Below are 23,315 nucleotides of genomic sequence, written 5' to 3' on the forward strand. Positions count from 1 at the left end.
CCACCTTGAGTGCCCTGCACCGTCGAAGCGGTGACTTGGCAAGGCGGCACGCCAACTGCATGCCGAAGTGTAGCAAGCGGCGTCATGTAATGACAGTCTGCATGAAAATTCACCGCTAATCCATTAAATCAGCACGACTTTTATGGCCCTGCTCCCGATTCTGAAATTCCCCGACCCCCGCCTGCGCAAGAAGGCGGCGCCGGTCACCGCGGTGGATGATTCCATCCGCAGGCTCGCCGCCGACATGGCCGAAACCATGTACGCCGCGCCGGGCATCGGGCTGGCCGCAACACAGGTAGACGTGCACAAGCAGGTGATCGTGATCGACATCAGCGAAGACAAGTCCGGCCTGCTTACGCTGATCAACCCGCGCATCGTCGAACGCGACGGCGAACAGGTCTATGAAGAGGGCTGTCTGTCGGTGCCCGGCATCTACGACAAGGTGACCCGCGCCGAACACGTGAAGGTGCGCACGCTGACGCTGGACGGCAGCGAGCAGGATATCGACGCGCACGGCCTGCTGGCGGTCTGTATCCAGCACGAGATGGATCACCTGCAGGGCAAGGTATTCGTCGACCACCTGTCGCAGCTGAAACAGACCCGCATCAAGACCAAGCTCGCGAAACAGGCGCGCGAAACCGCCTGATGCGGCCGCGCATCGCCTTCGCCGGCACCCCTGAATTTGCCGCCCGCACGCTCGACGCGCTGGCCGGCTTCGACTGCGACATTCCGCTGGTGCTGACCCAGCCCGACCGGCCGGCCGGGCGCGGCATGAAACTGATGCCCAGCCCGGTCAAGCAGCGCGCACTGGCGCACGGACTCAACGTTGCCCAGCCGGACACGCTGAAGACGGCCGAACTGCGCGCGCCGCTGGTCGAGGCCGCGCCGGACCTGCTGGTGGTGGTCGCCTATGGCCTGCTGCTGCCGCGCGCCGTGCTCGACATTCCGCGCCTCGGCTGCATCAACATCCACGCCTCGCTGCTGCCGCGCTGGCGTGGCGCTGCGCCGATTCATCGCGCGATCGAGGCGGGTGACGCCCGCACCGGCATCACGCTGATGCAGATGGACGAAGGCCTGGACACCGGCCCGATGCTGGCCGAGCGCAGCGTCGACATCGCCGCCGACGACAGCACCGCGACCTTGCACGACCGGCTGGCGGCGACCGGCGCGCAACTGCTGATCGACACGCTGCCCGAGCTGCTGGCCGGGCGCATCAGACCGGTGCCGCAGCCGGCCGACGGCGCCTGCTACGCGGCAAAGATCGGCAAGGCCGAGGCGGCGCTGGACTTCCGCCGTCCGGCGGTCGAACTCGACCGCGCGATCCGCGCCTTCAACCCCTTCCCGGGCGCGCTGATGACGGTGGAGGGCACGCCGATCAAGCTGTGGCGCGCCCGCGTCGAGCCGGCGAGCGGCGAGCCCGGGCGCATCCTCGCGGTCGGCGACGACGGTGTCGTGATCGCCTGCGGGGAGGGCGCGCTGCGCGTGACCGAACTGCAGAAGCCGGGCGGCAAGCGCTTGGCCGCCGCCGATTTCCTGCACGGGCACCCGCTGGCGGTGGGGCAACAGGCGGACGTCTGACCCGCAGGCAAGGTCATGTCCGCTGACGTTTCCTTGTAAGCGTAGTTTTCACCGGCAGCGCCGCTTGAATTTCTTGCTTCGCGCACGATCTATAGTGCGCATCCTTCCTTACTGAAAGGTATTCGAATGTTCGGCAACTGGCTCAAGACCTCGATACTGATGGCGGGCATCGTCGCGCTGTTCGGCGTCGTCGGTGCGGCCATCGGCGGTCAGCAGGGCATGCTGATCGCACTGCTGTTCGGCGGCGCCACCAATCTGTGGGCCTACTGGTTCTCCGACAAGATGGTGCTGCGCATGTACAACGCGCGCGAAGTCGACGCCGCCTCGTCGCCCTACCTGTACAACATGGTGGCCGAGCTGGCGCAGCGCGCGCAGCTGCCGATGCCGCGCGTCTACATCATCGACGAAGCGCAGCCCAATGCCTTCGCCACCGGCCGCAATCCGGAGAACGCCGCGGTAGCCGCGACCACCGGCATCATCCAGATGCTGTCGGCACGCGAACTGCGCGGCGTGATGGCGCACGAGCTGGCGCACGTGAAGAACCGCGACATCCTGATCTCGACCATTTCGGCCACGGTGTCCGGCGCGATTTCCGCACTGGCGCAGTTCGGGATGTTCTTCGGCGGCGGCCGTGACTCGGAAGGTCGCCCGGCCAATCCGGTGCTCAGCATCGCCGTCGCCATCCTGGCGCCGATCGCCGCCATGTTGATCCAGATGGCGATCTCGCGCACCCGCGAGTTCGGCGCCGACCGCGAAGGTGCGGCCATCTCCGGCGACCCGGAAGCACTGGCCAGCGCGCTGGCCAAGATCGACGCCTACGCCCGCGGGATTCCGATGCCGACCGCGGAAGCGCATCCGGAAACCGGCCAGATGATGATCATGAACCCGCTGTCCGGCGGCGGCCTGCGCGGCCTGTTCAGCACCCACCCGGCGACCGAGGAACGCATCGCGCGCTTGCGCGCACTCGCCACCGGTCGCTGACACACACCTTCGTCATTGCGGCATCATGCCCGCAGCGCGCGCCACTTTCCCGGCGCGCGCTGCGGGTTTCGTTTTTCATCGGCACAACGTGGAGATCCCGACATGGATCGAGGCTGGAACGGCGGCGGCGGCGCGCGCAACGTACTCGGAGGACCGCTGGAGCCCTGTTCGTTCAAGCCGATCACCGGTTTCTTCCGCGACGGCTGCTGCAACACCGACGAGAACGACTTCGGCTCACATACCGTGTGCGCCGTCATGACCGACGCCTTCCTCGACTTCTCACGCTCGCGCGGCAATGACCTGTCGACGCCGCGCCCCGAGTACGACTTCCCCGGTCTGCGCGCCGGCGACCGCTGGTGCCTGTGCGCGATGCGCTGGCGCGAGGCCTACGAGGCAGGCCAGGCGCCGCAGGTGGTGCTGGTCGCCACGCACGAGTCGGCTCTGCGCCATGCGCCGCTCGACGCATTGAAGGCCCATGCGTGGGCGGGCTGAGCACAGCGCTTACAATCGCGCTCCCGCGCCCGGCCATCCTCCGCATCCAAGATTGAATTCCACTTCCCGCCCTACCAGGACGCTTCCTGCTGATTCGCTCGCAGCATCGCTGCTCGACGCTGCGCTCGCCGTAGCCGGCGTGCTGCAGGGCGAAGCGCTCGACGACGCCTTCGGCCATGTCGCCGCACAGTCGGCCAACAGCGCCGCCGTGCGTGACCTCGCATACCAGTGCCTGCGTGCTCACGCCGGCATCGAACGCCGGCTGGCCGTGCTGGTGCCGAAGCCGCTGCGCGAAACCGACCGCTGCGCATTGCTGCTGGTCGCGCTGTGCCGGCTCGAAGCGCGGCCCGACACGGCGCACACCACGGTGAACCAGGCGGTCGAGGCCGCCCGCGCGCTCGGCGGCGATCGCTTCGGCGGGCTGATGAATGCGGTGCTGCGCAACGCGCAGCGCCGTCATGCCGAACTCGACGCGGCGGTGGCCGCCGACCCGGCCGCCCGGCTGCAGCACCCGCAGTGGTGGCTGGACATGCTGCGTCACGACCATCCCGACCACTGGCAGGACATCGCCGCGCAGGGCAATGTCCACCCGCCGATGGCGCTGCGCGCGAACCGCCGCCGCACGACGCCACAACAGGCGCTGGCGCAGTTGCAGGCGGCCGGTATCGTGGCGCAGATCCGCGGCGAAGACGGCCTGCTGCTCGACAAACCCTGCCCGGTGTCGCGCCTGCCCGGCTTCGCCGACGGCGAGCTGTCGGTGCAGGATCTCGGCGCCCAGCGCGCGGCCGCACTGCTCGATGTCGCTGCGGGCCAGCGTGTGCTCGACGCCTGCGCCGCACCGGGCGGCAAGGCGTCGCACCTGCTCGAACGTGCCGAGCTCGACCTGCTGGCTCTGGACCACAGCGAACCACGGACCCGACGCATCGCCGAAAACTTCGAGCGACTGGGGCTGCGCGGCCGGATCGCGGTCGGCGACGCTGCCCGGCCGGACGACTGGTGGGACGGCACGCCGTTCGACCGCATCTTGGCCGACGTGCCGTGCAGCGCCTCCGGCGTCGTGCGTCGCCACCCGGACGCGAAATGGCTGCGCCGTCCGCAGGACATCGCCGGCTTCGCCGCCCAGCAACGCGCGATACTGGATGCGCTTTGGCGCGTGCTCGCTCCGGGTGGTAAATTGCTCTACGCCACCTGTTCGGTGTTCCGCGCCGAAAATCAGGATCAGGTGACCGCCTTCACCGCCCGCCATCCCGACTGCCTACGCCTGAGCCCATGTGGTGCGCCCGATCTGCAACTGCTGCCGACCGCCGAGCATGACGGCTTCTATTACGCACTGCTGCAGAAGTCTCCGCACGCTGGCTGAGCGCGCGCGCGCGCTGCTGCTGGCGTTGCTGATCGCGACGCTGGCCGGCCACGCGTCGGCCGCCGGCGTCACGATGCGCGACGTGCGCCTCGATCACGGCGACGACGGCTACCAGCTGTCGACCGACATTGCGGTCACGCTGTCGCCGCGGCTGGCCGAGGCGGTCACGCGCGGCGTCGCGCTGTACTTCGTGCTGGAGTTCGAGATCAGCCGCCCGCGCTGGTACTGGCTGGACGAAGACGTGGTCGAACGCAGCCAGACCTATCGCGTCAGCTACCACGCGCTGACGCGTCAATACCGCGTATCGACCGGCGCGCTGCATCAGAGCTTCGACACGCTGGACGAGGCGCTGAAGCTGATCGGCCGTCTGCGCAACTGGCACGTGGTCGACTACAGCCGCCTCACGCCGGGCGAAAGCTATGTCGCCGCGCTGCGCCTGCGCCTCGACGTGACTCAGCTGCCCAAGCCCTTCCAGCTCAGCGCGATGAGCAACCGCGACTGGACGCTGGAATCGGAATGGCAGCGCTGGGGCTTCACCGCACAGCCGCAGGAGGCGCGATGAGGGCCTTCATCGTCGCCACCACGGCGATCAGTGGCGTGCTGTTGCTGCTGCTGTCGCTGGCCAGCGAGAACACCGAACTGTTCGCGCGCAATTACCCGCTGCTGCTTGGCATGAACATCACGGTCGCGGTCGGCCTGCTGGCGCTGGTCGCCTGGCTGGTGACGCAGCTGCTGCGCGAGCACCGCGCCGCCGTGTTCGGCTCCCGTCTGAAGCTGCGGCTGTTCGCCGCCTTCGCCGCGCTCGCCGTGGCGCCGGGCGCGCTGATCTACGTGCTGTCGGTGAACTTCGTGTCGCGCTCGGTCGATTCCTGGTTCAACGTGCGCATCGAACAGGCGCTCGAAGGCGGCCTCAACCTCGGCCGCAACACGCTGGACTATGTCTCCGCCGACCTGCTGGAAAAGGCCCGCGCGATGGCGCGCGAACTGGGCGACACGCCGCTGATCCGGCGCAGCGCGCGGCTGGACGAGCTGCGCGAACAGTCGGGCGCGGCCAGCGCGACACTGTTCTCGTCCGCCGGCCGCGTACTGTCGACCAGTTCGGCCGCCACCCGGCTGGTGCCGCCGCTGCCGTCGCCGTCGCAACTGCGCCAGGCGCGCCAGGGCGCCGGTTTCGCCGCAGTCGAAAGCGACGTCGATGCCGGACTGACGGTGCGCGCGCTGGTGTTCGTCGGCAGCGGCGCGCTCGCCTCCGACGCCCCGGTGCTGCAACTGACGCAACCGCTGCCGGCGTCGCTCGCGCAGAACGCCGAAGCGGTGCAGAGCGCCTACCGCGACTACGAAGAGCTGTCGCTGGCGCGCGCCGGGCTGAAGCGCATTTTCGCGCTGACGCTGACGCTGGCGCTGCTGCTCGCGCTGCTGTCGGCGCTGGCGGTGGCCTTCGTCATAAGCCGGCGCATGTCGGCGCCGCTGTCCATCCTGGCGCGTGGCACCGACGCGGTGATGCAGGGCGACTTCAGCCCGATCCCGGCGGTCGCCTCGCGCGACGAACTGGGCACGCTGACCCAGTCCTTCCGCCGCATGACGGAACAGCTGAACGAAGCGCGCGCGCAGGCCGAGCGCAGCCGCGCCGAAACCGAAGCGGCGCGCACCTATCTCGAAGGCGTGCTGGGCAACCTGTCGACTGGCGTGCTGGCCTTCAGCCCGTCGACGAAATTGCGCGCCGCCAACCAGGGTGCGATGGCCATCCTCGGCGACACGCTGGAGGGGTGGGAAACGCTGACGCTGGCGCAGTGGCCGCGGCACGCCGAACTGCGCGACACCATCGTCGCCGCGATCGACGAGGCGCAGGAATCGTGGAGCCGGCAGATCGACATCCCCGACCCCTTCGGTCCGGGCAAGACGCTGCTGATCCGTGGCTCGCAACTGCCGGCGGCCGGCGGCGGCGGTTTCGTCGTCGTGTTCGACGACATCACGCAGCTCATTTCCGCGCAGCGCAGCGCCGCCTGGGGCGAGGTCGCGCGGCGACTGGCGCACGAAATCAAGAACCCGCTGACGCCGATACAGCTGTCGGCCGAGCGGCTGCAGTTCAAGCTGTCGGACAAGCTCGACGCGGACGGCCAGAAGATGCTGGCGCGCGCCACCTCGACCATCGTCGACCAGGTCGAGGCAATGAAGAACATGGTGAACGCCTTCCGCGACTACGCGCGACTGCCGGCGCCGGCACTGGCGCCGCTCGACCTGAACCGGCTGGTCGACGAAGTGCTCGGCCTGTACGAAACATCGGCCGCGCGCATCGAGCGCCAGCTGTCGCCGGACCTGCCCGACGTGGCCGGCGATGTCGGACAGCTGCGGCAGGTGATCCACAATCTGCTGCAGAACGCGCAGGACGCGCTTGCCGAGGCCGACGCACCCTGCATACAGATCCAGACGCGGCGCCGGGGGGGGCGAGCGGAACTGGCGGTGCGCGACAACGGCAGCGGCTTTCCGCCGCAGGTGCTGGCGCGCGCCTTCGAACCCTATGTCACGTCAAAGGCGCGTGGCACCGGGCTCGGACTGGCCATCGTCAAGAAGATCGTCGATGAGCACGAAGGACGCATAGAAATAGAGAACGTCGCGCCGCATGGCGCGGAAATCCGCATCTCGCTGCCACTGGCGGCATGAAGGAATCAGGGAAGAATGGCTCGCATACTGGTCGTAGATGACGAAATGGGGATCCGCGAACTGCTGTCGGAAATCCTCCGGGACGAAGGGCACGACGTGACGCTCGCCGAGAACGCTGCAGCGGCACGCGCTGCACGCACGGCGCAGCGGCCCGATCTGGTGCTGCTCGACATCTGGATGCCCGACACCGACGGCATTTCGCTGCTCAAGGAATGGGCTTCGGGCGGACAGCTGACGATGCCGGTCATCATGATGTCCGGCCACGGCACCATCGATTCGGCGGTCGAGGCGACCCGCATCGGCGCGATGGATTTCCTCGAGAAGCCGATCGCGCTGGCCAAGCTGCTGAGCGCGGTCAAGCGCGCGCTGGCGCGCGGCGCCTCGCCGGAGCAGCGGCCGAGCGCACCGTCACTGAGCGCGGTCGGACGCAGCGGCGCGTTGCGCGACCTGCGACGCAAGATAGAACAGATGGCCGCCCGTTCGCGCGTTGTCCTGCTGCGCTGCGGCCCGTCCAGCTTCGGCGAACTGGCGGCGCGCACGCTGGCCGCACCCGGCCGGCGCTGGCTCGAACTTGCATCGATCAGCGGACCGATCACGCAGGAGCAGCTCGATGCCGCCCGCGGCGGCGTCATCCACACTGGCGACATCAGTCACCTGTCGCGCATGCAGCAGAAGAACCTCGCCTTCGCGCTGGAGCGGCTCGACCGCCTCGACGCGCGCCTGGTCGGCTGCTGTGCGCAGAGCGCACCGGAGTTGCAGGCCGCCGGCTGGGACGAGAGCGTGTTGGCCAGACTGTTCGAAATCGTGCTCCCGCTGCCGGCGCTGGCCGAACTGCGTGACGAAGTGGCCGATCTGGCCGAAGACGTGCTGAAGCACCTGATCGAGGCGGGCGAGGTGCCGGCACGGCGTCTGGCCGAGTCGGCACGCCCGCTGCTGCGTCAGCACGGCTGGCCCGGCGGCTACGGCGAGCTGGTATCGGTGCTGCGCTCGGCCGCGCTGGCCGCGCTCGACGACGAGGTCGACGCGAGCGCGCTGCGCGCGCTGCTGCGCCCGGCCGGCACTCCGGTGCTGCCCGGCCTGGACCAGCCACTGCGCGAAGCGCGCGAGGCCTTCGAGCGCATGTACTTCGAACACCACATGGAACGCGAGGGCGGCAACATGACCCGCCTGGCCGAACGCTCGGGGTTGGAGCGCACCCATCTGTACCGCAAGCTGAAGCAGCTCGGGCTGCCGATCGGACGGCGCGGCGAACACCACGACTGAGGCGCGCCACGCGGCGAGCGCGACCTGGCCCGGCCCTGCCTCTGCGCGCCAGATCCGCGACCCAAAGCTGGGGTGGAGTTCTGTGGGAGGGGTCTTCTGACCCCGACAGCAGCATGTATCGAAGCCGGCGAATTGCAGAGGCCGCATCGCGGTCAGAAAACTGCTCCCACAGGGGTGGTGTGCCCGATCCGGTGCGGCATGCCCTTGCAGCACATGCAAACATGCCATTCGAATTTGCCGTTAGACTTCGTGGCGTCCCATTCCATGACATAGAGATGTCTCTCGCCATCCTGCGCAGCCGTGCGCTTGCCGGCATGCAGGCGCCGGAGGTTGCGGTCGAAGTCCACGTGTCGAACGGCCTGCCCGCGTTCTCGCTGGTCGGCCTGCCGGACGTCGAAGTGCGCGAGGCACGCGACCGGGTACGGGCGGCCATCCTCAGTTCCGGCTTCGACTTTCCGGCGCGACGCATCACCGTCAATCTGGCGCCGGCCGACCTGCCGAAGGAATCCGGCCGTTTCGACCTGCCGATCGCACTGGGCATCCTGATCGCCGCCGGTTCGCTCGAAGCAACGGACATCGACGGCATCGAGTTCGCCGGCGAACTGTCGCTGACCGGTGCGCTGCGCCCGGTGCGCGGCGCGCTGCCGATGGCGCTCGGCGCCCGCGCCGCCGGCCGCACCTTCGTGCTGCCCGCCGCGTCGGCGCCGGAAGCGGTGATCGCCGGCGGCATCGACGTGCGCGCCGCGACCTCGCTGCTCGACGTCTGTGCACACCTGTGTGGGCAGTCGACGCTGCCGCGCGCGGAGCCGGCCAGCGCGCCCGAGCGGGCGGCCTGCGCGGATCTGGCCGACGTGCGCGGGCAGCTCGGCGCCCGCCGCGCACTGGAAATCGCCGCCGCCGGCAATCATTCGGTGCTGATGTCGGGGCCGCCGGGCACCGGCAAATCGATGCTGGCCGCCCGCTTCCCCGGCCTGCTACCGGACATGGACGAAGCCGAGGCGCTCGAAACGGCCGCGGTGCTGTCAGGCGCCGGCCTGTTCGACCCGGTGGCGCTGGGCCGCCGCCCCTTTCGCGCCCCGCACCACTCCGCCAGCGCAGCGGCGCTGGTCGGCGGCGGCGCCATCCCGCGGCCGGGCGAAATATCGCTCGCGCACAACGGCGTACTGTTTCTCGACGAGCTGCCCGAATTCGACCGCCGCGTGCTGGAGGCATTGCGCGAGCCGCTTGAGACCGGCCACGTGACCATCTCGCGCGCCGCGCACCGCGCCGAGTTTCCGGCCCGTTTCCAGCTGATCGCGGCGATGAATCCCTGCCCCTGCGGCTACCTCGGCCATCCGTCGGCGCGCTGTCGCTGCACGCCGGACCAGATTGCGCGTTACCGCGGACGCCTGTCGGGACCGCTGCTCGACCGCATCGACCTGACGGTGGTCGTACCGCCGCTGTCGGAGCACGAACTGCGCGCCGGCCCCGGCGAGGCGAGTGCCGAAGTGCGGCGGCGGGTGTGCGCGGCGCGCGCGCTGCAGCAGCAGCGTCAGGGAAAGTCGAACCAGCGGCTTGAGGCGGCGGACATCGACCGTCACTGCCCGCTGGACGACGCGGCGCGCGCCTTGCTGGCGCAGGCGATGAATCGCCTCAGGCTGTCTGCGCGGGCCTATCACCGCTGCCTGAAGGTGGCGCGGACGATTGCCGATCTGAACGGCCGGGAAGTGATTGCGGCGAACGAGGTCGCCGAAGCAGTGCAGTTCCGGCGCGCGCTCGACGCACCGGCCGGGTGAGGGCGGACGCTCAGCGGTTGCCGGCGATCTCGCGAAAGCGCACGCGGTCCTCTTCGAAGCGCTTCTTGGTGTCGGCCAGATCGCGCTCCTTCTGCGCGATGTTCTCGCCGATCTGCCGCAAATCCTCGCCGTTGGTGTCCAGCCTGTCCTTGAGTCCGGACGGCACGCGCTTGCTCTTCGCGGTGAATCCGGCGGCGTCCTTTTCCAGCTTCTTCTGGCGCTCGCTCAAGGTCTGCTGCTGTTCGCGCAGGCGGGCCAGCAGTTCCTCGATATCGGCGATACGACGGTCGCGCGCGGCATCGATCTCGCGTTCGCTGGTGTAGGTGTTCAGCAGCGTGGTGTCGCGGCGGCGCTGCTCCTGGCGCACCATGTCCTCGTCGCGCGCCTTCTTCGCCTCGGCATCGCGCTTGGCCCGTTGCGCCTCGGTCATCGGCGCCTCGACCTGCTTGACCGTCGCGCCCTGGCTGTTCAGCTCACGATAGCCACGGTCGGCACAGGCAGCCGGGAGCACGTCACCGCACACCTGCTGGCCGCGCGCGTCCTTGCAGCAATAGACGCGCGCCTCGCTCGCCGGCACGTGCAGCAGGGCCAGCGCAAGCAGGCCCGGCACGAGGTGACGCAGATTCCCGGGTTTCATCTTCAGCCATTCACTCCATATTTCGCGCGGTAGGCACGCACCGCGTCGAGATTGCCCTGCATGCCCGGGCTTTCCTGCAGATAGCCGACCAGATCGTCGAGCGTGGCGCAGGCAACCACCGGCATGCCGTAAGAACGTTCCACTTCCTGAACCGCTGACAATTGTCCGGTGCCCCGCTCCATGCGGTCGAGGGCAATCGCCACACCGGCCGGTTCGGCGCCGGCGGCGCGGATCAGTTCGACCGACTCGCGCACCGAGGTGCCCGCGCTGATCACGTCGTCGATGATGAGCACCCGTCCCTTCAGCGGCGCCCCGATCAGCGTGCCGCCTTCGCCGTGGTCCTTGGCTTCCTTGCGATTGAACGCGAAGGGCAGGTCACGACCGTGCTGCGCGATCTGCATCGCGGTACCTGCGGCCAGAACGATGCCCTTGTAGGCCGGTCCGAACAGCATGTCGAACTGCGGCGCACGACTGATGATCGTATCGGCATAGAAGCTGCAAAGCTTGAGCACCGAAGCACCGCTGTTGAACAGCCCGGCGTTGAAGAAGTAGGGGGATTCGCGCCCCGCTTTGGTGGTGAAGCTGCCGAAGCGCAGCACGCCGGTATCGACGGCGAACTTCACGAATTCACGTCTAGAATCCACGGGCTTTTCCAATCAGAACGGACAAACCGGCCATGTTACGTATCGTGTCGCTCAACCTCAACGGTATCCGCTCGGCCACCACCAAGGGCGTGTGGGACTGGGTCGCCGGCACGGCGCCGGACGTGCTGTGCGTGCAGGAACTGAAGGCGCAGGAGGCCGACCTCGATGCGTCGATGCGCGCACCGGTGGCGATGGGCGGTCGCGACGGGCATTTCCACTATGCGCTAAAGAAGGGCTACAGCGGCGTCGGCCTGTACGCGCGGCGACAGCCGTCGCGGGTGATCACCGGCTTCGGCGTCGAGGAATTCGACAACGAAGGCCGCTACGTCGAGGCCGACTTCGGCGATGTGACGGTGATTTCGCTCTACCTGCCCTCCGGTTCCAGTGCGCCCGAACGCCAGGAGGCCAAGTTCCGCTTCCTCGACCGCTTCCAGCCGCATCTGGCCGCGCTGCGGGCCAGTGGGCGCGAGATCGTGGTGTGTGGCGACTGGAACATCGCGCACCAGGAAATCGACCTGAAGAACTGGAAGGGCAATCTGAAGAACTCGGGCTTCCTGCCGGAAGAGCGCGCCTGGATGACCGCGCTGCTGGGCGCGGGCGGCTGGGTGGACGTCTATCGCACGCTGCACCCGGACGCCACCGACGACTGCTACACCTGGTGGAGCAATCGCGGCCAGGCCCGCGCGAAGAACGTGGGCTGGCGCATCGACTACCAGATCGCCACTCCGGGCATCGCGGCAAAGGCCCGTGCGGCAAGCGTCTACAAGGACGTACGCTTCAGCGATCATGCTCCACTCATTGTCGACTACGATGTCGATATCGCGTGAATCCCGAAGTCATCGCCCGTCCGTCGAAAGGACCGTCATGAAAGCTCTGCGCAGTCTCGCTCTCGCCGCCGCTCTGGGTCTTTCGCTGCCGGCCGCGGCTGAATGGAACGAACTGGTCGTGTTCGGCGACAGCCTGTCGGACACTGGCAACTTCCAGACGCTGAGCTCCGGTCTCTTCCCGTCCGCGCTGTTCGGCTACGCGCCGGGGCGCTTTTCCAACGGCCCGGTGGCGGTCGAGTACCTGGCCGCCTGGCTCAACCTGCCGCTGGACAACCATGCGGTGGGCGGCGCGCGCACCGGCACGCCGACTGGCGGCGGCTCCGACAACTATGTCGAGGACACCAGCCAGGGCGCACAGCTTGCAAGCCTGCTGCAGAAATCTCCGGGCTGGCTGAACGGCACCGGCATCAGCGCCCAGGTGGTTGACTACGTAGCCGGAGGCGGCGGTGGCGCCGACAAGCTCTACTTCATCTGGGGTGGCCCGAACGACTATTTCCTGCCCGCCTCGCTGACCACGCCCGCCACCGTGGGCAATGCGGTGGGCAATCTGCAGACGGCGATCACCTCGCTGTACGCGGCGGGCGCACGTGATTTCCTGATTCCCAACATGCCCGACCTCGGCCTGACGCCCTCCTTTGTCGAGGAAGGTCCGCTGGCGGCCGGTCTGGCCAGTTCGGTGTCGGCCGCCCACAACGCCGCGCTCGCGCTGATGCTCGAGCAGCTCGACCTGAATCTGGCGGATGCCCGCTTCCGCACGGTCGACGTATCGGGCCTGCTCAATGACGTGGCGCTTGATCCCAGTCAGTACGGCTTCACCAATATAGATACACCCTGCCAGACACTGGCAGGCTGCCCGGCCAATCCGGCGGGCTATCTGTTCTGGGACGACGTCCACATCACAACGGCCGGTCATCAGGCCGTGGCGACCGCGTTTCTCGCCGCGGCCCTGGTTCCGGAGGCAGAGCGCTGGGCCATGCTGCTGGCCGGCCTGAGCCTGCTCGGTGTAGCCCGTCGCCTACAGTGGAAGCGCCCGGCCGACGACACCGTTGCGTTGCGGCCCGCAACCTGAACGGCTAACTTCGGGGTCTGCCCCGAAATGACTTCACTCGCAAAGGAGAAGAGCAATGTCCGAACTGATCGATCAGAACACCGTCACCAAGGAAAAGCTGGTTGCAGACCTGAAGGTGGTCATCTCCGACGCCGAAGAACTGCTGCGTGTGACCGCCAACCAGGCCGGCGAGAAGGTGGGCGAACTGCGCGTGCGCATGCAGGAAAATCTCACCTCCGCACGTCACAAACTGGCCGATGCGGAAGCGGCGCTGAAGGAAAAGTCGCGCGAAGTGGCCCGCGCCACCGACGACTACGTGCATGAACACCCGTGGAAGTCGATCGGCGTCGCCGCTGGCGTAGGTCTGCTGGTCGGTCTGCTGATCGGCCGCCGCTGAGCTCGCGATGGCCGCATCGCCCCGGCCTGAGCGCCTCGCCGTATCGCTGAAGGGATTCGTTTCCAGCCTGATCGAGATCGTTCACGTCAGGCTGGAACTGATCACCGTCGAAGCGCGCGACGAAGCGCTGCGCCTGACCGAACTGCTGGTCTATGGCGCGCTGGCCATCGCCTTCCTCACCTTCGGCATCGCCTTCCTGGCGGTGCTGCTGACGGTGCTGCTGTGGGACAGCCACCGTCTGCTGGTGCTGACGCTGTTTTCGACGCTGTTCATTACGCTGGGCGTGGTCGCCGCGGTCATCGCCCGCGCGCGCATGGCCGAAGGCACGCGGCTGTTCGCATCCACGCTTGACGAGCTGAAGCGCGACCGCGACGCGCTGGGCCGATGAACGAACGGCGCCTGCGTCTGGCCCTTGCGCGAGAGCGGCTGGTCGAACGATCACGCCGTCTGCGCGTCGAAGCGGCAACGCAATCGGCGGTTCTCGACCCGGTCCTGAACGTCGGCGATCAGATCCGCGCTGGAGCCGCCTGGGTGCGCGGTCACCCGGAGGCGCTGGCGGCTGCGCTGGTCGGGTTCGCGCTCGTGCGCCCGCGGCGCGTCTGGCGCTGGGGCCTGCGGCTGTGGGGGGCCTGGCGGCTGCTCGGCACGCTGCAGCACCGCTTGACCTCCCGCTGAGCGACGGGCGCTCAAGTTTTCCGGCAGGACGCCGAATTCAGCTCATTACCACCGAATCCCCGCTCCTCCGATGACCACACACTCCGCACAGGAACTGGCGCGCAGAACGACCGAGCTGGTCACGCTGCCTGCCATCTACCACCGGGTGAAGCAGGTCATCGACGACCCGGATGGCTCGGTGATCGAACTGGCCAAGGTGGTGGCCGCCGACCCCGGCATCACGATGCGCGTGCTGCGCGTCGTCAACAGCGTGTTCTACGGCTTCCCGGGCAAGATCGAAACGATGCAGCGCGCGGTGAGCGTGCTCGGCATGCAGCAGGTGCACGACATCGTGCTGGCGACGACGGTGACCGCCGTATTCGCCGGCATGCGCCCGGAACGCATGGATGTCGCCCGCTTCTGGCGGGCCTCGGCGATGCGCGGCCTGCTGTCGCGCGCGGCCGCCAAGAGCTGCGGCCTGCTCGACGCCGAGCGGCTGTTTGTCGGCGGCATGCTGGCCGACATCGGCCACATGGTCATGTACATGCACACACCGCAGGAGTCGGAACAGGCGCTGGTCGACAGCCGTGCAACCGGCGCACCGATCGAGCATCTGGAACGCGAAATCGTTGGCTGCGACTACGCCGCAGTGGGCGAAGCCCTGCTGACCGAATGGCGGCTGCCACGCAGCTTTGCTGTCGCCATCGGCGCCCAGATCGATCCGGCGCACGGCGCGCCGCACGAATTCGAAGCTTCGCTGCTGCATCTGGCGCGGCACGCGGTCGGCTACGACGCGGAACTGATCGATTCGGCCCGCATCGTCGCCTCGGCCTCGCCGGCCGCCTGGCAGATCACCCGGCTGGAGCCGCAGGCCTTCGAAGGCGCCTGCGCCGAAGCGGGCAGCTCGCTGGCGGCGGTGATGGGGCTGTTCTTCTCCGAGTACGCGTAGTCGCCTGATCGGCGCATCGCGACCCGTCGCAGACCGGACGGAAGGCGCGGGCACTGGTATCTTCCCGCTTACCTGCCGTCTCACTCCGTCCGCCCTTGATCCCCACATCTCCTGCCGCCGGCTGGCTCGACAGCCTGAAGGTGTATGCGCACCCGCGCGTCGTCGGCATGCTCTTCCTCGGCTTTTCCGCCGGTCTGCCCCTCATCCTGGTGCTCGGCACGCTGTCCTACTGGCTGCGCGAGGCCGGCATCGACCGTTCGACCATCGGTTACTTCAGCTGGATAGGACTGGCCTACGGCTTCAAGTGGGTATGGTCTCCGCTGGTAGACCGCCTGCCGCTGCCCGGCCTGACACGACTGCTCGGGCGTCGGCGCAGCTGGCTGCTGCTGTCGCAGCTGGCGATCGCCGGCGCGCTGTTCGGCATGGCCAACACCGACCCGGCGCAGGCACTGGAACGCATGGTGTGGTGCGCACTGGCGGTGGCCTTCGCCTCCGCCACCCAGGACATCGCACTCGACGCCTACCGCATCGAAGCGGTCGAGCAACGGCTTCAGGGCGCAATGGCCGCCACCTACCAGGGCGGCTACCGCATCGCGATGATTGCCGCCTCGGCCGGTGTGCTGTGGCTGGCCGCCTCGGTCGATGCCACCGATACCGCCTACGAACACGCGCCCTGGCGCTTCGCCTACCTGATCATGGCGGCCAGCATGGGCGTCGGCATCCTTACCACGCTGCTGATACGCGAGCCGGATGCGCCGGTGTCGGCGGACACCGTGCAGCGCGAGGCGCGCACCCGCGAGTGGCTGGCGCGCGAGGGGCTACACGGCCCGCTGCTGGCCGCCGCCGCCTGGGTGCATGGCGCGGTGGTGTCGCCCTTCGTCGATTTCATCCGCCGCTATCGCTGGCACGCGGTACTGCTGCTGGCGCTGATCGGCACCTACCGCATCTCCGATGTGGTGATGGGCATCATGGCCAATGCCTTCTACGTGGACATGGGCTACACCAAGGACGAAGTGGCCAATGTGGCCAAGGTGTACGGCGTCGGCATGACCATCGTCGGCGCAGTGATCGGCGGCGTGCTGACGGCGCGCATCGGCGTCATGAAGACGCTGTTCCTCGGCGCCGCGCTGTCGTCGGCCACCAATCTGCTGTTCGTCTGGCTGGCCGGCCGCGGCCACGACGTGAACGGGCTCATCTTCGCGATCTCCGCCGACAACCTGTCGGCCGGCATCGCCTCTTCGGCCTTCGTCGCCTATCTGTCAGGGCTGACGAACGTGGCCTACTCGGCTACCCAGTACGCGCTGTTCAGTTCGCTGATGCTGCTGCTGCCGAAGTTCATCGCCGGCTTCTCCGGCGTCTATGTCGACGCCCACGGCTACGAAGCCTTCTTCACCGCCACCGCGCTGCTCGGCGTGCCGGTGCTGGGGCTGGTACTGCTTGCGGGGCGGGCGAGGGGCAGGGACCAGGGAGGAGGGGCCAGGGGCTAGCGAATTCCGGGCGGCGAAGCCGCCCGCATGCTTCCCCTGACCCCTGACCCCTAGCCTCTAGCCCCTCCCAATCTATACAGCGCAAAACTGCCGAGGAAATTGGGCTCTTCCTTCACCGGCTGGCCGGCATCGTCGAGCACCAGGCGCTCACGGATTTCGATACCCAGCTTTTCGCACAGCGCCTCGAAGTCGGCGATGGTGAAGAAGCGGACGTTGGGCGTGTCGTACCACTGGTAGGGCAGGCGGTCGGACACCGGCATGTGGCCGTCCATGATGGCCATGCGGTGCTTCCAGAAGGCGAAGTTGGGGAAGCTCACCACTGCCTCGCGGCCCACCCGAAGCATTTCGGTCAGCAGCTTTTCGGTGCGGTGCAGGGTCTGCAGCGCGTTCGAAATGATGACCAGATCGAAGCTCTGGTCGACGAAGTCGTACAGCCCCTTCTCCAGGTCGATCTGCAGCACGTTGATGCCGTTGCGCATGCAGCTGATCACGCGCTCGATGTCGATCTCGACGCCGTAACCGCTGGCGCCACGGCTGTCCTTCAGGTGGCGCAGCAGCGCGCCATCGCCGCAGCCGAGGTCGAGCACGCGCGCGCCTGGGCTCACCCAGCCGGCGATCACGTCGTAGTCTATGCGTCCGTCCAGTGCAGTCATGTCGGTACCCAGCCTCACACCGTGATGTTGTCGAAATACGCACGCAGCACCGCATGGTAGTGCGGGTCGTCGAGCAGGAAGGAGTCGTGGCCGGCCGACGATTCGATTTCGGCGTAGCTCACGTTGCGCCCCTTGCGCATCAGCGCATCGACGATTTCGCGCGAGCGCGACGGCGCGAAGCGCCAGTCGGTCGAGAAGGACACCAGCAGGTAGTCGGCGGTGGCCGGCGCGAAGGCGGCAGCCAGATCGCCGCCGGCGTCATGCGCCGGGTCAAAGTAGTCGAGCGCGCGGGTGGCCAGCAGATAGGTATTGGCGTCAAAGCTGCCGGCGAACTTGTCGCCCTGGTAACGCAGATAGGACTCGACCTCGAACTCGACCTCGAAACTGAACTTGCGGCCGCCTTCGCGCAGCCGGCGGCCGAATTTCTCGGCCATCAGATCGTCCGACTGATAGGTGATGTGGCCCAGCATGCGCGCCAGCCGCAGACCGCGGCGCGGCAGCGTGTTGTGTTCGTAGAAGTGGCCGCCGTGGAAATCCGGGTCGGTGATGATGGCCTGGCGCGCCACTTCGTTGAAAGCGATGTTCTGTGCCGTCAGCTTGGGCGCCGACGCGATCACCAGCGCATGGCGCACGCGCGCCGGCAGGTGGATGGACCACGCCATCGCCTGCATGCCACCCAGGCTGCCGCCGATGATGGCCGCCCAGCAGTCGATGCCCAGGCGATCAGCCAGCAGTGACTGCGCCGCCACCCAGTCCTCCACCGTCACCACCGGGAAATCCGCCCCCCAGGGCTTGCCGGTTTCCGGATTGGTGCTCATCGGGCCGGTCGAGCCGTGACAGCCGCCGAGGTTGTTCACGCTGATGACGAAGAACTTGCGCGTATCGAGCGGCTTGCCCGGGCCGATCAGGTTGTCCCACCAGCCGGTGTTCTTCGGCGCGTCGGCATGGATGCCGGCCGCGTGATGGTGACCGGACAGCGCCGGACAGACCAGCACGGCGTTCGAGCGGGCGGCGTTCAGTTCGCCGTAGGTTTCGTACATCAGCTCGAAACCCGGCAGCACGGCGCCGCTTTTCAGCGTCAGCGGCGTGTCGAAGCGCGCGCACAGCGGGCTGACGATGCCGACGCTGTCTTCAGGAATGGATATTTCGTTGGCCATGAAAAAACCCGGTTGACCAAAGCCAGGACCGGGTTCGCCCTCGCTTTAGCCGAATTTGTAAGGGAGATCCGGCAGCACACCGCCGGAGGAACCCGGGCGCCCGCAAGCTGAGACAAATCGGCGCCATGAAACAGGGGAAACTGCCTGCATTCTGGCGAATCAGGCGGGTTTGTCAATCGTGCGGCGCGTCACGTGCTGACCGCCGTACCGCTCACGCACACCATCAGCATGCCGTTGTCGGCGCCCAGTACTTCGTAGTCGATGTCGATGCCGACCACCGCGTTGGCGCCCAGCTTCGCCGCCGCCTCGCTCATTTCCTGCATCGCGGCGTCACGCGCGTCGGCCAGCGTGCTTTCGTAGGCGCCGGCGCGGCCGCCGACCACGTTGCGGATGCTGGCGAACAGGTCCTTGAAGATATTGGCGCCGATGATGGCTTCGCCGGTCACCACGCCGTGGTACTGGCGGATGGGCCGGCCTTCGAGCGTGGGCGTGGTGGTGAGCAGCATTGGCGTTCTCCGGTGAATATGCGAAACAACCTGGGCGAAAGACCCTGGCGACCTGACCCCGGCAACTTTACTCTTCGTCCATCACCGCGGTGGTGTAGACCTCCTGCACGTCGTCCAGACTGTCCAGCACATCCAGCAGTTTCTGCATCTTGGCGGCGTCGTCGCCGGCCAGCGGGCTTTCGTTCAGCGGCTTCATCGTCACTTCGGCGAACTCGGCCTTGAAGCCGGCCTTTTCCAGCGCGTCCTTGACCGCCACGAAATCGGCCGGCGGACTCAGCACCTCGATCGAGCCGTCGTCGTTGGTCAGCACGTCCTCGGCGCCGGCTTCCAGCGCCGCTTCCATCAGCGCGTCCTCGGACGTCCCGGGGGCGAAGATGAACTGGCCACAGTGCTTGAACATGAAGGCCACGGAGCCGTCGGTGCCGAGGTTGCCGCCATACTTGGAGAAGGCATGGCGCACGTCGGCCACGGTGCGGGTACGGTTGTCAGTCAGGCAGTCGACCATGACAGCGGCACCGCCGATGCCGTACCCTTCGTAGCGGATTTCCTCGTAGCTTGCGCCGTCGAGCTCACCGGTCCCGCGCTTGACCGCGCGATCGATGTTGTCGCCGGGCATGTTTTCGCCCTTCGCCTTGTCCACCGCCATGCGCAGGCGCGGGTTGAAGTTGGGGTCGCCGCCGCCCATGCGGGCCGCCACGGTGATTTCCTTGATCAGCTTGGTGAACACCTTGCCCCGCTTGGCGTCCTGACGCCCCTTGCGATGCTGGATGTTGGCCCACTTGGAATGACCGGCCATGAAAGAGTGCTTCCGTTGGAAATGTGCAAGCCACGATTTTAATCGAGAGCGCCGATGACGGGCTCAAGAGCGTCGCGCGCGGCTCCGTTAATTCCGAATGGGAATTTTCCGGCACCCGTGGCCGGCGGGTGAATGCAATCGTGACAAATACAAGACTTCTGATCGCTCTGCTGGCCGTCAGCGCCAGCAGCGGCGCCCTGGCGGACGACCCGGCCACCGAACAGCTGTGGCAGTTCGGCGGCTTCGGAACGCTGGGCGCCGGCTATCACAGCCAGGAGAACGTCGTCTATCGGCGTGACCTCGAACAGGCCGGAGGCATCGAGGGCGACAAGCTCGGCTTCCGTCTGGACACCCGCATCGGTCTGCAAGCGAGCGCCAGCTTCAATCCGCGCTGGTCGACGACGATACAGGCGGTCAGCCGCCTGAACAGCGAAGGCAACTGGACGCCGATGCTGAGCTGGGGCTTCGTGCGCTATGCCCCGACCGACTGGCTGGAACTGCGTGCCGGCCGGCTGGGTGCGGACATCTATCTCGAAGGCGACTCGCGCCACGTCGGCTACGCCTACACCGCGGCGCGACCGCCGACCGAGGTGTACGGCGTGGTGACGCAGGACCGCTTCGACGGCGCCGACCTCACGCTGCGCGCACCCGTCGGCGACGGGCTGGGCAGCATCAAGTTCTATGGCGGACAGTCGCGCGGCGACTTCTACCTGTACGGCCAGCGGGTGACGCAGGACGACGCGACCACCGTGGGCGCGACGATCGAGTGGATGAGCGACACGCTGACGCTGAAGGCGGCCTGGGCCGACATCCACGCGCGCGGCGATCTGTCGCTGGTGCAGTTGCGCGACGCACTGGCCTCGGTGCCGCTGGCCCAGGCCCAGCTGCGGGCGTCGCAGATACAGACTTCGCACCACATCACCTTCGCCGGCCTCAGCGCGCGCTACGAAAACGGTCCGTGGTCGCTGCAGGGCATTCTCGCGCGGGAAACCTTCTCTCAGTTTCCGCGCTATTCGGGCTGGGGTTCCAGCGTGGTCGCCGGCTATCGCATCGGCGCGTGGAAGCCCTATCTGACCTGGGGACGCATCTCCTTCGAGCCGGACGACAGTGCGCTGACGTTGCCGGCGCCGGCAGCGGCACTGCAGGTCGTCTACGACCGCGTCGTCGACCGGCTGACGATGAATCAGCGCACTTTCGGCGCCGGTGTGCGTTATGACTTCGCCACCGATTACGCCTTGAAGGTACAAATCGAAAAGATCAATGCCTCATCGTCGTCGATACTGATCACCCCCAGCGGTCTGCCGGTCCGCGATGCCAGTCTGACGCTGTTCACCGTCGTGCTGGATTTCGTTTTCTGATGCCGCTGATGCACTTGTTCACCCGACGGACCTTGCTCACGCTCGTTCTCGCGTTCGTGAGCGGATGGGCGCGTGCGGAAGCGCTGGCGGTCATCGTTCACCCATCGAGCGGGGTGGACAGCCTGAGCAGGGAGGAAGTGAGCCATCTGTTCCTTGGTCGCATCAAGCACCTGCCGTCCGGCACGCCCGCCGTCGTTCTGGATACGAAATCGTTGCGCGCGGACTTCTACCGCGCACTGGTCAATCGCGAAATGAACGAGATCAGCGCCTACTGGGCGCGCCTGAAGTTCTCCGGACGGACCCAGCCGCCGGAGCAGATCGACGACGCCGAGTCGGTGCTGCGTCGCGTCGCGGCCGAGCGCGGCGCGATCGGCTACGTCGACGCTGCGCGGGTGGACAAGCGCGTCCGGGTGGTGCTGCTCCTTGAGTACTGAACCGGCTTTCCGTCCCCCCGGCATACCCGACGCAGCGCACTCGCCACGTCGGCTGCAGACCAGCGTGGTCTGGCGGACCATGCTGCTGATGCTTTTCTTCGGCGGGCTGGTCGGTGTTCTGGTCGCGCTGGTCAGCACCGTCATGGTCGGGCGGGAAGAGCGGAACCGCATGCAGCGGCAGCTGGTGGAACTGATGGCCACCGTCGAACGCACCGCTAGCGTCGCCGCCTTCGCGCGCGACGAACAACTGGCGCACGAGGTAGCCCAGGGCCTGCTGCTCAACGATGCGGTCGCCCGCGTCGTCATCACCGAAACCGACCACGTGCTGGCTTCGGTGGGCGAAGCCGACGACGAGGCCGGCGTGCTGCGGCTGCCGGTGCTGGCACGCCCGCTGACCTCGCCATTCTCGCCCGACCAGCAGGTCGGCGAGCTGAGGGTGTGGCCGGCCAGTTCGAAGATCGCGCAGGCCGCGGGTTCCTACTCACGCTTCATCGCCATCATCCTGCTGATCGAACTGGTGTTCGTCGTGCTGTCGGTGGCCTGGGTGGTGCTGAACGTGTTCACGCGCCCGGTGAAGAAGCTGTCGGACGACCTGCATCACCTCGAAATCGGCGTCGGCAAGCATGTGTCGGTGCCGACCGGCCACGCCGGCGACGAGATCGGCCGGCTGGCCGGCGACGTCAACACGCTGATCACGCGGATGGACGATCTGCTCGCCGCCGAGCGCGACACGCGGGCGCAGCTCGAAGCGTCCGAGCGCAAGTTCAGGCTCATCTTCGAAAGCGCGGAAACAGGTATCTTCACCGTCGACAACGCCGGTCGCCTGCACGACTGGAACCCCTGGCTGGCGGCCAAGCTGGGCCTGCCGGCACGCGAGGGCAGCGATCGCAGCTATGCGCTGGGCACCCTGCTCGGCGACGCCTCGTCGCGGCTCGATACGCTGATGGTGCGCGCACTGAGCGACCAGCGGCCGACCTCGGCCGATTTCGGCGTGCAGTACGGTGAATCGGGCGTGCTCTGGCTGCACGTCGTGCTCAACCCCTTGCCCGACGGCCTGCTGCAGGGCATTGCCAACGACGTGACCGAACGCAAGCGGGCCGAGGCGAGCGCACTGGCGATGGCCGAGCGCGACCCGCTGACCGGTCTGCTGAACCGGCGCGGCATCGAGCACCGGCTCAGCAGCGCCCTGGAAAACCTGCACGGCAGTGGTCTGGCGTTGATGCTGGTCGATCTCGACGGCTTCAAGCAGGTCAACGACACGCAGGGCCACGAGGCCGGCGATCGCGTGCTCAGCTGGGTGGCGCGACAGCTGGAAGCGGTTGTGCGGCGCACCGATCTGGTCGCGCGACTGGGCGGCGACGAATTCGTCGTCGTGCTGTGCGCGCTGGAAAGCCCCGACACCGCGCGCTTCATCGCCGCCAAGATCGTCAGCGCACTGGCGCGGCCGATAGACGCCGGCGGCAACCAGCTGGTGCAGATCGGCGCCAGCGTCGGCATCGCCTACACCGACTCGCGAGCAGACGCACCGGACGCATTGATGCGCCGTGCCGACGAGGCAATGTACGAAGCCAAGCGCGCCGGCAAGTCGCAGTACCGCTTCGCATCCTAGGGTCGGTTTTCCGCACTGCCCGGCGGGCGCCGCGCTGGTAGCATCGCGC

The 23,315-nt window shown here is 67.6% G+C and carries 25 protein-coding genes; 19 read left to right on the top strand and 6 right to left on the bottom strand.

What is annotated here, in order from left to right:
* The first annotated feature begins 142 nt into the window (after positions 1-142).
* From def to METFAM1_RS0113850, 9 genes are all read left to right on the top strand, one after another.
* Positions 143-646, top strand: a complete 504-nt coding sequence (gene def / locus METFAM1_RS0113810; protein WP_019915925.1) for a peptide deformylase — start codon at positions 143-145, stop codon at positions 644-646.
* Complete coding sequence (gene fmt, locus METFAM1_RS0113815) at positions 646-1,578, top strand: methionyl-tRNA formyltransferase (RefSeq protein ID WP_019915926.1); 933 nt, start codon at positions 646-648, stop codon at positions 1,576-1,578. Before def ends, fmt begins: the two co-directional genes overlap by 1 nt.
* Positions 1,579-1,704: 126 nt before the next feature.
* Positions 1,705-2,559 carry a zinc metalloprotease HtpX gene (gene htpX, locus METFAM1_RS0113820; RefSeq protein WP_019915927.1) on the top strand — a complete coding sequence of 285 codons (855 nt, stop codon included), beginning with the start codon at positions 1,705-1,707 and terminating at the stop codon, positions 2,557-2,559.
* Positions 2,560-2,661: 102 nt separating this feature from the next.
* Positions 2,662-3,051, top strand: coding sequence for a DUF2237 family protein (locus METFAM1_RS0113825; protein WP_019915928.1), 390 nt, complete (start codon positions 2,662-2,664; stop codon positions 3,049-3,051).
* Positions 3,052-3,190: 139 nt separating this feature from the next.
* Entirely contained in the window at positions 3,191-4,411 is a 1,221-nt protein-coding gene (gene rsmB / locus METFAM1_RS0113830; protein WP_019915930.1) for a 16S rRNA (cytosine(967)-C(5))-methyltransferase RsmB, read from the top strand.
* Positions 4,362-4,973, top strand: coding sequence for a DUF4390 domain-containing protein (locus METFAM1_RS0113835; RefSeq protein ID WP_027490923.1), 612 nt, complete (start codon positions 4,362-4,364; stop codon positions 4,971-4,973). The genes rsmB and METFAM1_RS0113835 overlap by 50 nt, the downstream gene beginning before the upstream one ends.
* A complete protein-coding gene (locus tag METFAM1_RS0113840; RefSeq protein ID WP_019915932.1) occupies positions 4,970-7,072 on the top strand; it encodes a sensor histidine kinase in 2,103 nt (700 codons plus the stop codon). The genes METFAM1_RS0113835 and METFAM1_RS0113840 overlap by 4 nt, the downstream gene beginning before the upstream one ends.
* A 15-nt stretch (positions 7,073-7,087) precedes the next feature.
* Positions 7,088-8,335, top strand: a complete 1,248-nt coding sequence (locus tag METFAM1_RS0113845; RefSeq protein WP_019915933.1) for a sigma-54-dependent transcriptional regulator — start codon at positions 7,088-7,090, stop codon at positions 8,333-8,335.
* Between the two features lie 275 nt (positions 8,336-8,610).
* Entirely contained in the window at positions 8,611-10,110 is a 1,500-nt protein-coding gene (locus METFAM1_RS0113850; RefSeq protein WP_019915934.1) for a YifB family Mg chelatase-like AAA ATPase, read from the top strand.
* A 10-nt stretch (positions 10,111-10,120) separates the two neighbouring features.
* On the opposite strand, the gene METFAM1_RS0113855 is transcribed toward METFAM1_RS0113850, so the two are convergent.
* Together METFAM1_RS0113855 and pyrE are read right to left on the bottom strand one after the other, a co-directional pair.
* The gene (locus METFAM1_RS0113855) at positions 10,121-10,747 is read right to left on the bottom strand and encodes a coiled-coil domain-containing protein (RefSeq protein ID WP_019915935.1); all 627 of its coding nucleotides are present in this window, start codon (positions 10,745-10,747) and stop codon (positions 10,121-10,123) included.
* Between the two features lie 2 nt (positions 10,748-10,749).
* Positions 10,750-11,370: an orotate phosphoribosyltransferase gene (gene pyrE / locus METFAM1_RS0113860; RefSeq protein ID WP_019915936.1), complete on the bottom strand. Its 621-nt coding sequence runs from the start codon at positions 11,368-11,370 to the stop codon at positions 10,750-10,752.
* Positions 11,371-11,423: 53 nt separating this feature from the next.
* Between pyrE and METFAM1_RS0113865 the strand changes: the two genes are divergently transcribed.
* The 7 genes from METFAM1_RS0113865 to METFAM1_RS0113895 all read left to right on the top strand — a co-directional run bounded on the left by METFAM1_RS0113865 (position 11,424) and on the right by METFAM1_RS0113895 (position 16,753).
* Positions 11,424-12,218, top strand: a complete 795-nt coding sequence (locus METFAM1_RS0113865; RefSeq protein ID WP_019915937.1) for an exodeoxyribonuclease III — start codon at positions 11,424-11,426, stop codon at positions 12,216-12,218.
* Positions 12,219-12,255: 37 nt separating this feature from the next.
* The gene (locus tag METFAM1_RS0113870; protein ID WP_019915938.1) at positions 12,256-13,287 is read left to right on the top strand and encodes an SGNH/GDSL hydrolase family protein; all 1,032 of its coding nucleotides are present in this window, start codon (positions 12,256-12,258) and stop codon (positions 13,285-13,287) included.
* Positions 13,288-13,342: 55 nt separating this feature from the next.
* Complete coding sequence (locus METFAM1_RS0113875) at positions 13,343-13,663, top strand: ElaB/YgaM/YqjD family protein (protein ID WP_019915939.1); 321 nt, start codon at positions 13,343-13,345, stop codon at positions 13,661-13,663.
* Positions 13,664-13,670: 7 nt separating this feature from the next.
* Positions 13,671-14,051, top strand: a complete 381-nt coding sequence (locus METFAM1_RS0113880) for a phage holin family protein (protein WP_019915940.1) — start codon at positions 13,671-13,673, stop codon at positions 14,049-14,051.
* Positions 14,048-14,338: a YqjK family protein gene (locus METFAM1_RS0113885; RefSeq protein WP_019915942.1), complete on the top strand. Its 291-nt coding sequence runs from the start codon at positions 14,048-14,050 to the stop codon at positions 14,336-14,338. Before METFAM1_RS0113880 ends, METFAM1_RS0113885 begins: the two co-directional genes overlap by 4 nt.
* A 70-nt stretch (positions 14,339-14,408) precedes the next feature.
* Positions 14,409-15,266, top strand: a complete 858-nt coding sequence (locus tag METFAM1_RS0113890; RefSeq protein WP_019915944.1) for an HDOD domain-containing protein — start codon at positions 14,409-14,411, stop codon at positions 15,264-15,266.
* Between the two features lie 95 nt (positions 15,267-15,361).
* Positions 15,362-16,753 (top strand): AmpG family muropeptide MFS transporter, encoded by a 1,392-nt coding sequence (locus tag METFAM1_RS0113895; protein WP_019915945.1) that lies wholly within the window; start codon positions 15,362-15,364, stop codon positions 16,751-16,753.
* Positions 16,754-16,803: 50 nt separating this feature from the next.
* On the opposite strand, the gene metW is transcribed toward METFAM1_RS0113895, so the two are convergent.
* From metW to METFAM1_RS0113915, 4 genes are all read right to left on the bottom strand, one after another.
* A complete protein-coding gene (metW, locus tag METFAM1_RS0113900; protein WP_019915946.1) occupies positions 16,804-17,406 on the bottom strand; it encodes a methionine biosynthesis protein MetW in 603 nt (200 codons plus the stop codon).
* Between the two features lie 14 nt (positions 17,407-17,420).
* Positions 17,421-18,563, bottom strand: coding sequence for a homoserine O-succinyltransferase MetX (metX, locus tag METFAM1_RS0113905; RefSeq protein ID WP_019915947.1), 1,143 nt, complete (start codon positions 18,561-18,563; stop codon positions 17,421-17,423).
* A 188-nt stretch (positions 18,564-18,751) separates the two neighbouring features.
* Positions 18,752-19,069, bottom strand: a complete 318-nt coding sequence (locus METFAM1_RS0113910) for a heavy metal-binding domain-containing protein (RefSeq protein ID WP_019915948.1) — start codon at positions 19,067-19,069, stop codon at positions 18,752-18,754.
* Between the two features lie 67 nt (positions 19,070-19,136).
* A complete protein-coding gene (locus METFAM1_RS0113915) occupies positions 19,137-19,865 on the bottom strand; it encodes a YebC/PmpR family DNA-binding transcriptional regulator (protein ID WP_019915949.1) in 729 nt (242 codons plus the stop codon).
* A 140-nt stretch (positions 19,866-20,005) separates the two neighbouring features.
* Here METFAM1_RS0113915 and METFAM1_RS0113920 point away from each other — a divergent pair, with 140 nt between their 5' ends.
* The 3 genes from METFAM1_RS0113920 to METFAM1_RS0113930 are packed head-to-tail and all read left to right on the top strand — an operon-like array spanning position 20,006 to position 23,266.
* A complete protein-coding gene (locus METFAM1_RS0113920; RefSeq protein ID WP_232419763.1) occupies positions 20,006-21,223 on the top strand; it encodes a signal protein in 1,218 nt (405 codons plus the stop codon).
* Positions 21,223-21,657 carry a type 2 periplasmic-binding domain-containing protein gene (locus METFAM1_RS0113925; protein WP_019915951.1) on the top strand — a complete coding sequence of 145 codons (435 nt, stop codon included), beginning with the start codon at positions 21,223-21,225 and terminating at the stop codon, positions 21,655-21,657. The genes METFAM1_RS0113920 and METFAM1_RS0113925 overlap by 1 nt, the downstream gene beginning before the upstream one ends.
* Positions 21,647-23,266 (top strand): sensor domain-containing diguanylate cyclase, encoded by a 1,620-nt coding sequence (locus METFAM1_RS0113930; protein WP_232419768.1) that lies wholly within the window; start codon positions 21,647-21,649, stop codon positions 23,264-23,266. The genes METFAM1_RS0113925 and METFAM1_RS0113930 overlap by 11 nt, the downstream gene beginning before the upstream one ends.
* The last annotated feature ends 49 nt before the right edge of the window (positions 23,267-23,315 follow it).

The organism is Methyloversatilis discipulorum, assembly GCF_000527135.1.
Taxonomy (GTDB): Bacteria; Pseudomonadota; Gammaproteobacteria; order Burkholderiales; family Rhodocyclaceae; genus Methyloversatilis; species Methyloversatilis discipulorum.

Coding starts and splice junctions, on each gene's coding strand:
- METFAM1_RS0113880 (WP_019915940.1), top strand. CDS start 13,671: ATGGCCGCATCGCCCCGGCCTGAGCGCCTCGCCGTATCGCTGAAGGGA.
- metX (WP_019915947.1), bottom strand. CDS start 18,563: ATGGCCAACGAAATATCCATTCCTGAAGACAGCGTCGGCATCGTCAGC.
- METFAM1_RS0113825 (WP_019915928.1), top strand. CDS start 2,662: ATGGATCGAGGCTGGAACGGCGGCGGCGGCGCGCGCAACGTACTCGGA.
- METFAM1_RS0113915 (WP_019915949.1), bottom strand. CDS start 19,865: ATGGCCGGTCATTCCAAGTGGGCCAACATCCAGCATCGCAAGGGGCGT.
- METFAM1_RS0113885 (WP_019915942.1), top strand. CDS start 14,048: ATGAACGAACGGCGCCTGCGTCTGGCCCTTGCGCGAGAGCGGCTGGTC.
- METFAM1_RS0113850 (WP_019915934.1), top strand. CDS start 8,611: ATGTCTCTCGCCATCCTGCGCAGCCGTGCGCTTGCCGGCATGCAGGCG.
- METFAM1_RS0113890 (WP_019915944.1), top strand. CDS start 14,409: ATGACCACACACTCCGCACAGGAACTGGCGCGCAGAACGACCGAGCTG.
- def (WP_019915925.1), top strand. CDS start 143: ATGGCCCTGCTCCCGATTCTGAAATTCCCCGACCCCCGCCTGCGCAAG.
- metW (WP_019915946.1), bottom strand. CDS start 17,406: ATGACTGCACTGGACGGACGCATAGACTACGACGTGATCGCCGGCTGG.
- METFAM1_RS0113910 (WP_019915948.1), bottom strand. CDS start 19,069: ATGCTGCTCACCACCACGCCCACGCTCGAAGGCCGGCCCATCCGCCAG.
- METFAM1_RS0113925 (WP_019915951.1), top strand. CDS start 21,223: ATGCCGCTGATGCACTTGTTCACCCGACGGACCTTGCTCACGCTCGTT.
- METFAM1_RS0113875 (WP_019915939.1), top strand. CDS start 13,343: ATGTCCGAACTGATCGATCAGAACACCGTCACCAAGGAAAAGCTGGTT.
- METFAM1_RS0113845 (WP_019915933.1), top strand. CDS start 7,088: ATGGCTCGCATACTGGTCGTAGATGACGAAATGGGGATCCGCGAACTG.
- METFAM1_RS0113855 (WP_019915935.1), bottom strand. CDS start 10,747: ATGAAACCCGGGAATCTGCGTCACCTCGTGCCGGGCCTGCTTGCGCTG.
- METFAM1_RS0113865 (WP_019915937.1), top strand. CDS start 11,424: ATGTTACGTATCGTGTCGCTCAACCTCAACGGTATCCGCTCGGCCACC.
- METFAM1_RS0113835 (WP_027490923.1), top strand. CDS start 4,362: ATGACGGCTTCTATTACGCACTGCTGCAGAAGTCTCCGCACGCTGGCT.
- METFAM1_RS0113840 (WP_019915932.1), top strand. CDS start 4,970: ATGAGGGCCTTCATCGTCGCCACCACGGCGATCAGTGGCGTGCTGTTG.
- fmt (WP_019915926.1), top strand. CDS start 646: ATGCGGCCGCGCATCGCCTTCGCCGGCACCCCTGAATTTGCCGCCCGC.
- METFAM1_RS0113870 (WP_019915938.1), top strand. CDS start 12,256: ATGAAAGCTCTGCGCAGTCTCGCTCTCGCCGCCGCTCTGGGTCTTTCG.
- htpX (WP_019915927.1), top strand. CDS start 1,705: ATGTTCGGCAACTGGCTCAAGACCTCGATACTGATGGCGGGCATCGTC.